This is a genomic window from Saccharopolyspora sp. NPDC045941 (assembly GCF_056431445.1).
Genome location: NZ_JBWKKU010000006.1, coordinates 211043 through 218755, shown reverse-complemented (window position 1 = coordinate 218755; position 7713 = coordinate 211043). Strand labels below are relative to the sequence as shown.

8 protein-coding genes are annotated in these 7713 nt (G+C 68.7%); 4 read left to right on the top strand and 4 right to left on the bottom strand.

Features of this window, described 5'->3' with window-relative positions; genetic code table 11:
- Positions 1 to 88 precede the first annotated feature (88 nt).
- Positions 89 to 1762 carry a monocarboxylate uptake permease MctP gene (gene mctP / locus AC07FN_RS07320; RefSeq protein WP_478394816.1) on the bottom strand — a complete coding sequence of 558 codons (1674 nt, stop codon included), beginning with the start codon at positions 1760 to 1762 and terminating at the stop codon, positions 89 to 91.
- Complete coding sequence (locus AC07FN_RS07315) at positions 1759 to 2046, bottom strand: DUF3311 domain-containing protein (protein WP_478394815.1); 288 nt, start codon at positions 2044 to 2046, stop codon at positions 1759 to 1761. Before AC07FN_RS07315 ends, mctP begins: the two co-directional genes overlap by 4 nt.
- Before the next feature lie 253 nt (positions 2047 to 2299).
- Here AC07FN_RS07315 and AC07FN_RS07310 point away from each other — a divergent pair, with 253 nt between their 5' ends.
- Genes AC07FN_RS07310 through AC07FN_RS07300 form a run of 3 tightly spaced genes read left to right on the top strand, consistent with a single transcriptional unit; the run spans position 2300 to position 4709 of the window.
- Positions 2300 to 3805: a sodium:solute symporter family protein gene (locus AC07FN_RS07310; RefSeq protein WP_478394814.1), complete on the top strand. Its 1506-nt coding sequence runs from the start codon at positions 2300 to 2302 to the stop codon at positions 3803 to 3805.
- Positions 3802 to 4425: an RNA polymerase sigma factor gene (locus AC07FN_RS07305; protein ID WP_478394813.1), complete on the top strand. Its 624-nt coding sequence runs from the start codon at positions 3802 to 3804 to the stop codon at positions 4423 to 4425. Before AC07FN_RS07310 ends, AC07FN_RS07305 begins: the two co-directional genes overlap by 4 nt.
- Complete coding sequence (locus AC07FN_RS07300; RefSeq protein WP_452614142.1) at positions 4425 to 4709, top strand: hypothetical protein; 285 nt, start codon at positions 4425 to 4427, stop codon at positions 4707 to 4709. Before AC07FN_RS07305 ends, AC07FN_RS07300 begins: the two co-directional genes overlap by 1 nt.
- Positions 4710 to 4770: 61 nt before the next feature.
- Here the strand turns inward: AC07FN_RS07300 and AC07FN_RS07295 are convergent, their stop codons facing one another.
- Together AC07FN_RS07295 and AC07FN_RS07290 are read right to left on the bottom strand one after the other, a co-directional pair.
- Complete coding sequence (locus AC07FN_RS07295; protein ID WP_478394812.1) at positions 4771 to 5295, bottom strand: RidA family protein; 525 nt, start codon at positions 5293 to 5295, stop codon at positions 4771 to 4773.
- An 87-nt stretch (positions 5296 to 5382) separates the two neighbouring features.
- Positions 5383 to 6798: an aminotransferase class V-fold PLP-dependent enzyme gene (locus AC07FN_RS07290; protein ID WP_478394811.1), complete on the bottom strand. Its 1416-nt coding sequence runs from the start codon at positions 6796 to 6798 to the stop codon at positions 5383 to 5385.
- A 309-nt stretch (positions 6799 to 7107) separates the two neighbouring features.
- Between AC07FN_RS07290 and AC07FN_RS07285 the strand changes: the two genes are divergently transcribed.
- Entirely contained in the window at positions 7108 to 7593 is a 486-nt protein-coding gene (locus AC07FN_RS07285; protein WP_478394810.1) for an NUDIX domain-containing protein, read from the top strand.
- Positions 7594 to 7713 lie beyond the last annotated feature (120 nt).

The following is a 7713-nucleotide window of genomic DNA, read 5'->3' as shown; positions in this document are numbered from 1 at the left end:
CTCCAAAGCGTCTTACTGTGCTGGACCGGCGTTTGCCCCACATGCCAAAGAAAACTCCCCAAACGAAGACAAACTTAACGAAGTACTACTAGCTGTTGCGCAACGAGGTCGGCTCCCCTCCTTCCGCGGCGGGGGCTCGTAGCGCTGTCGGTGATTTCCGGGCGCGCGGGTCCCCCGCATCCGCGAAGTAGTCGGCGGGAACCGTCTCGTCCCGCCCGCCGGGCGCCTTGACCGCACGGAACACGAGGGTCAGCACGACGGCGACGACGGCGTTGATGACGAAGGCGGTGAGGGCGATGTAGCCCAGCTCGCCGAGGCCTTCGATCGACGCGACGGACCCACCGAAATGCGGCGTGGTCGGCGTCGACACGTTGTACGCCTTGATGGTGCCGTAGGCCATGCCCACGGCCCAGCCGATGAGCAGCGCCCACCGGTGGAACCAGCGGGTGTAGAGGCTGAACACGACGGCCGGGAAGGTCTGGAGGATCCAGATCCCGCCCAGGAGCTGGAAGTTGATCGCGTTCTGCTTGTCGAGCAGCAGTACGAAGACCAACGCGAACGCCTTGACCAGCAGCGAGGCGATCTTGGACACGCGCGCCTCCTGCTCGGCGGTAACGTTCGGCCGGAACCACTCCCGGTAGATGTTGCGGGTGAACGTGTTCGCCGCCGCGATCGACATGATCGCCGCAGGCACCAGCGCTCCGATGGCCACCGCCGCGAACGCGACACCCGCGAACCAGGCCGGGAAGGCGTCCTCGAACAACTGCGGGATGACCAGTTGGGCGTTGGGTTTGCCGTCGAGCCCGACCGGTTTGGTCCCGGCGGCGATGGCCACCCAGCCGAGCAGCGCGAGCAAGCCAAGGACGAAGGAGTACGCGGGCAGGATCGCCGCGTTGCGCCGGATCGTGTTGCGGCTGTTCGCGGACAGCGTCGCCGTGATCGAATGCGGATACATGAACAGCGCCATCGCCGACCCCAGCGCGAGCGTCGCGTACGGCCAGAACTGCGCTGCGCCCGGGATGAAAACGCCAGCAGGCTTGCCGGTCGCCGCAGTTGGAGCGGCCATCTTCGCCTCTGCGGAACCGAAGATGTGCTCCCAGCCGCCGAACCTGGCCGGCAGGTAGATCACCGCGACGATGATGACGACGTAGATCAGGACGTCCTTCACGAACGCGATCACCGCCGGGGCCCGCAGACCCGACGTGTAGGTGTACAGCGCGAGGATGAGGAACGCCGCGAACAGCGGGGCGTCCTTGGCCAACCAGTTCCCGGACCCGCCGACACCGACGACTTCGAGCACGGCCTGGATGCCCACCAGTTGCAGCGCGATGTAGGGCATCGTGGCGATGAAGCCCGTCGCGGCGATAGCGAGCGAAAGTGCTCGCGAACCGTGCCGGCCGCGGACGAAGTCCGCCGGCGTGACGTAGCCGTGCCGATGGCTCACCGACCAGAGCCGTGCCATGAAGACGAAGATGATCGGGTACAGCACGATCGTGTAAGGCACGGCGAAGAAGCCGCTCACCGCACCCGCGCCGTACATCGCCGCCGGCACCGCGATGAACGTGTACGCCGTGTAGAGGTCGCCGCCCAGCAGAAACCACGTCACCCAGGTGCCGAAAGACCGCCCGCCCAGCCCCCACTCGTCGAGACTGTCCATGCTCGCCGGACGCCGCCACCGCGACGCCCAGAAACCCAGCACCGCCACCACTGCGAACAACAGGACCAGCACCGCGAGTGCGATCCCGTTCAGACCCGGGTTCAACGCTCCACCTCCCCCTCGCCGGCCCCGGCACCGTCCTCAGAGATCGGACGGTGCGGGCGCGCCTTCAGCACGAGGCGGTGCGCCGCGTACGTCATCGCCGAGCAGAGGAAGACCCACAGGAACTGGTACCAGATGAAGAACGGGAACCCGCCGATCGCCGGTTCCTTCCGCGCGTAACTGCCGACCCAGAGCAGCCCCACCAACGGGAGCAACAGAAGAACTCCGGCCAGCACGAGAAGTTTGCGGTTCGCCGGCGGCGCGCCGGTCCTAGTGGTCTGGTCCACATTGACCTCCAGTCCTGGGAATTCGCTTCCGGACGATCTCGTCGATTGGCGCACAAGCGGAATCGGCCCACTGGTGGCGCCATCACACCCACCTCGGGTGGTTGCCCAGACCCCTTCCATGCCGGTGATCGCTGTGGTGGACTGTCGCCTGCTTCGTTCCGCGCTCTTTGGTTGCTCGCCCTTCAGTTGCGCAGTGCGCCGATTCGGTTTACCGGCCAGATCGCCTGCGACCACTGTCGATCAAGGAGGCCAGATGAACGGAACCACCACGGTCGTCGCCGTCGGCGTCGTGACAGCCGCCTCGACCTTGGCCATGCTGCGCCCCCGCACCGGCCCGCCAGCTTCGACCGCCACGGGGACAGATCTGGAGCAGTGGGCGCTCGCGGGACGCTCGCACGGGCCGCTGATGCTGTGGTGCGTTCTCGGCGGGACGATCTACACGGCTTACACGTTCCTCGCCGTGCCCGGGGTGGTCTTCAGCTCGGGGGGTATAGGCCTCTATGCGTTGGTGTACACGACGATCGTGTACCCGCTCGTGCTCGTCGTGCTGCCGCGGCTGGCGGAAACCGCTCGCCGGCACGGCTACGTCAGCGCCGTGGATTTCATCCGCGGTACCTACCGCTCCCCCGGCCTGGCGCTTGCGGTGGCTCTGACCGGGATCCTCGCGACGATGCCGTACATCGCCTTGCAGCTGATCGGGATCCAGGCGGTTCTCGCGGTCGTCGGCATCGATCCGGGTGGCCTCGTCGGCGATCTCGCCCTGACCGTCGTGTTCGCGGTGCTCGCCGCCTCGACGTACCGCCACGGGATCAGCGCGCCGAGCGCCGTGGCCGTCCTCAAAGCCGCCCTCGTCGTCGGATCCGCGATCGTGCTGGTCCTGCTCGTGTCGGGCCGCACCGACTGGGCCGACCTGTGGCCGGCCGCGGAGTCGGCGCTGCGGTCCCGTGGCCTCGAAGCGACCCTGAACCCGGAGAACGCGATGGCCTACGGGAGCCTCGCACTCGGGTCGGCGCTTGCCCTGTTCGCCTTCCCGCACGTGCTCATGGCGGCCTTCTCCGGGCGGACCAAACGCGTTGTGGCACAGACCATTCCGGCCTTGCTGGGCTGGACCTTGGTGCTCGGGGTCTTCGCGGTGATGGGAGCGGCGGCCATCGCCATCGGCGTCGCCCCTCCACCGGGCCGCGCCGACCAGGCTGTCGCATTGCTCATCCAGCAGGTGGCGCCACCGTGGCTCGCGGGCGGTCTCCTCGGATCCCTCGTCGTCGCCGCACTCGTCCCCGCCGCGGTGATGTCGATCGGCGCGGCAACGCTCTTCGCCCGCAACGTCTACGCCGAGTACCTCAACCCGGCCGCCACGAGCGAGCAGGAGGCCTGCGTTGCCCGGTCGATGTCGTTGCTGGTCAAGGTGGGCGCGCTCGCGTTCGCCCTAGGATTCCACAACACCAACGCGATACAGCTGCACCTCCTCGGCGCCGTCTGGGTGCTCCAGACGTTGCCCGCGCTGCTGCTCGGCCTGCTACCGGCCGCACCTGGCCGCACGGCGCTGCTCGCCGGGTGGCTCACGGGCATGCTCGGCGGAACGGCGATGGTGACCTGGGGTCATTTCGCACCGACGGTCACCGTCCACTTCGGAGACCTGCACCTGACGTTGTTCGCCGGTTTGCTTGCTCTCGCGGCCAATCTCGCGGTCATCGGCGCCGTTCAGGCGGCGACCCGGTTGCTCGCCAAGGTGCCCGAGCAGAGAAGGGCGCTGATGTGACCGCCCGCAAGAGCGTTTCCGCCGACCTGCCCGACTCCGTCCCCGAGCCGGCGGTCGCGCCGCCCGCGCGTGACCCCGGCGTACCCGAAGCGCGCAACACCGGTCTGAACGACCTCGAGCGCGAGGCCGCGATGGCCGCGCTCTTCGATTCCCACCACATCCAGCTGCTCCGGCTGGCCCTGCTGCTCGGAGCCGAGCACGACGCCGAGGACCTGGTGTCCGAGGCGTTCTGCGAACTGCACCGCCGGTGGCGGCGGCTGCACTCACCCGAGTCCGCGCCAGCGTACCTGCGCTCGACCGTCTGCAATCTGGCCCGGATGCGGATCCGGCACCTGCAGGTGCGCCGCCGGCATGCCCAGTTCGAAGCCGACGGCTTCGGCGAGCGGACGATGGAATCCGCCGAGTCGTCGGTGCTCCTCCGCGAGGACCAGCGCCAGGTCATCGCCGCGCTCCAGACCCTCTCCGGGCGGCAGCGGGAGGCTCTGGTGCTGCGGTACTGGATGGGCTTGAAGGAGTCCGACATCGCCGAGTCGATGGGGATCAGCGTCGGCGCCGTCAAGTCGCACATCTTCCGCGGCATGTCGGCGCTGGCCATGCGGATCGAGGGTGGGAGGCGGTGATGCTGGAGGACGCCGAGGCCCGCGTGCGGGACTCGCTCGAGGCACTCGCGGCCCAGGCCACCTCGTCCCCGAACGCCTACGTGAAGGCGAAGCGCGAGTGGCAGCGGCGCGACCGCCGCCGGCGCCTGATCACACTGGCGGTCGCCGCGGTCCTGGTGGCGGCCGCCGATGTCGTCGGGCTCTGGGCGCTGCACGTTCACGACAGCCCGCCCCCGGCTCCGTACGCCCCAGGGCCGCCGGGCCTTTCGACCCGGGATCTGCACGACGTCGTCATCGTGCCCTGACAGTCCGATGTGGGAGGGACGACCTCGCGGTGTCCCTCCCACATCGGGCGCGGCAGCCCGGTCAGCGAACCGCGATGGCGGAGATCTCCAACTTCGCACCGCGGGACAGCTGCGCCACCTCGACGGTCGCGCGGGCCGGCGGCCGCTGCGGGAAGAACTCGGCGTAGGTGGCGTTGAAAGCGGCGAAATCATCGAGGTCGGTCAGGTAGACCGTGGTGCTGACGACGTCGCCAAGAGACATGTCCGCGGCTTCGAGAACCGCCTCCAGGTTCCGGAGGACCTGCCGGGTCTGGTCCTGGATCGTCGCTCCTTCGGGGATCTGGTTCGTCTTCGGGTCGAGGGGCAGTTGCCCGGACAGGTAGACGTGGTTGCCGACGGCGATCCCCTGCGAGTACGGGCCGATCGCCGCGGGCGCATCGGGAGAGGTGATCACCCGGTGCGCGTTCCCGCTCTCGTCGCCCGCGCTTGCGGGCATCGTCTGGGAACCGATCCCGAGGCCGATGACCCCGGCCATGGCGGCGATCACGGCCGGGCGGGCGAGCCGGCGGAACCGGTTGCGCGCTGGGGACGATTGTTGACGTTGCATCGGAACCTCTCTTCTCGCATCCGGTTGATTCCGGCGGAACAGCAGGGGTTTGGGCGCGGGGATCCCCCGCGCCCCTGGTGGATCGGGTCAGGCCATGGCGCCGGACAGCTCCCACATCGCTTCCACGACGCGTTCGACGTCGTCGTTCTGGTGGAAGAGGTGCGTGGAGATCCGCACCGGGTACGGGTGGCGCGTCATGCCGATCACCGGGAAGTCGGTGTTGCGGATGACGATTCCGTACTGCTCCTTCAGCCGGGCCACGAACGCTGCGGACTTGTCCTTGTCGTACACGTCCTGCGAGTTCCGGAAGGGGTTGAAGCAGGTGAGCGCGCACGCCAGGCGGGGATCGTCCTTCGGCGAGTACAGCGCCTGCGCGCCCCACCGCTCGGCGACGAGTTCCTTGAGATAACCGGAAAGCCCGAGCACGTAGTCCTGGATGCGCTGCCGGCCGATGCGGTCCCACACCTCGCACGCGTTGCGCACCCCGGCCATGATCGCCATGCTGCCGTTGCCGATCGACTGCAGGTACTCGGCGATGTCGTAGCTCTCCACCGGCCCGCTCGACCGCGGCGGCAGTCCCCCGGCCTCGGGGTAGCTGCTGGAAACCACCGGCCAGAACTCGGGCAACGGGTTCGGGTTGTACTGCGGCAGCACCTTGTTGCGGATGTACAGCACGCCGGTGCCGCCCGGCCCGCACTGCCACTTCGCCGCCGATCCGGCGAGGAAGTCCACGCCGAGTTCGTGGAAGTCGTACGCCATCATCCCCGGGATGTGCGCGCCGTCCACAACGGTCGCCAACCCGTGCAACTGCGCGAGCTTGGCGAGCATCGGGATCGGCAGCATGGTGCCGGTCTTGTAGGTCGGCGCGGAGAAGAGCAGCACTTTCGTCTTGGCGGTGATGGCCTTTCCGAACAGCGCCACGTAGTCCTCGGCTCGCTGATCGTTGCCGACGGGGAGTTCAACGCGCTTGAGCACCACGCCGTGCCGGTCGCGGGCGATTGCCATCGGCACGTTCCCGCCGGGATGCTCGTGGTTGGTGGTCAGGATCTCGTCTCCCGCCCGAAGGCCCAGCCCTGCGATGATCTTGGACATCCCGTCGCTGGTGTTGTGCGAGATCACCAGCTCATCGGGATCGCAGCCGTACCCGCGCGCGGCGACGGCGCGCACGTCGGCGAAGTCGCTGTACGCCGACAACGCGCCGATCGCGACCTCCCGGTGCACCCGGTCGACGGTGTCGACGACCTCGATGGGCGGCGAGCCGACGGTGCCCACGTTCATGAACAGGACCTTCTTGTCGAGCATGAACAGGCGCTCGACCTCGCGCCAGTAGTTGCCGCCCGACGGCGGTGGTAATGCCGCCGCCAGCGGAGCGGCCGGCGCGGCGCCGACCGGGGATGCCAGTGCCACCCCGGAAAGGCCGGCCAATGCGGCACCGGTTCCGGCGAAGCGGAGAAAACCTCGCCGGGAGAGATCCGGCGCGAGCTTGCTGTCTCTTCTCGACACTGCCGTGTCCCTTCTTGCCGTTCGCCCTGGTGGTTACGCCCCATCGGTTGCCGATCAGAACGTTGCGGTTTACGCCCTTCCTGCCAGGAAAGGGATTTCGCGGCTCTGATCCGGTTCAGCGGGGACCGGCCGTAAACCGGCGGCGACGTCTGGGCAACATGGCTGCGGAGGGGACTGCGGACCGTCGCGTTCCTCGAGCAAGGAGCCCGGCGCGGCATTGCAATCGACAGCGGCGCGGCGATCGGGGGATTCGGCGTCCTCCTCGGTTAGGCTGATCCTTTTCCGGCTTCGTGGAAGGGACCCGCAGCGATGCCCAAGTTCACCTGGCACACCAGCGCCGTGCCCGAGGGCCTGCCGGTGCGGCAGGTGTACGGGTTCCTCTTCGTCCCGGACGGCCGGTTGCTCATCCGCCTCGACGGCAGTAAGCACTCGCTGCCCGGCGGCCGTCCGGAGCCCGGCGAGGTCGAGTACGTCGACATCCTGCGGCGGGAGACCATGGAAGAGGTCACCGTCGGCATCGGCGAGCCGCACTACCTGGGGTACCAGTGCGTGGACGACGGCATCTCGCCGTACGCCCAGGTGCGGATGGCCGCGCTGATCACCACCGTGCACCCGCCGGAACCGGACCCCGACAGCGGCCGGACCTACCGGCGGCTGCTGGTCCACCCGGGCAAGGCCGGCGACCTCCTCTCCTGGGGCGAGACCGGCTACCTCCAGGCCACCGCCGCCGCCGAGGCAGCGGTCGGCGTCTTCGCCCTGCCCGCCGACGAACTGCCGGAGACCGGCTACCTCTGACGTGACCGCGCCTCAGGCCGCCCTGGCGGCACGCGCAGCCCCGGGACGACCGGTCGGCTGATCCCTCGTCGATGCCGGGTCCCCGCATGCCCGTGAACGGCCCCGGACCTGGCGAAACCG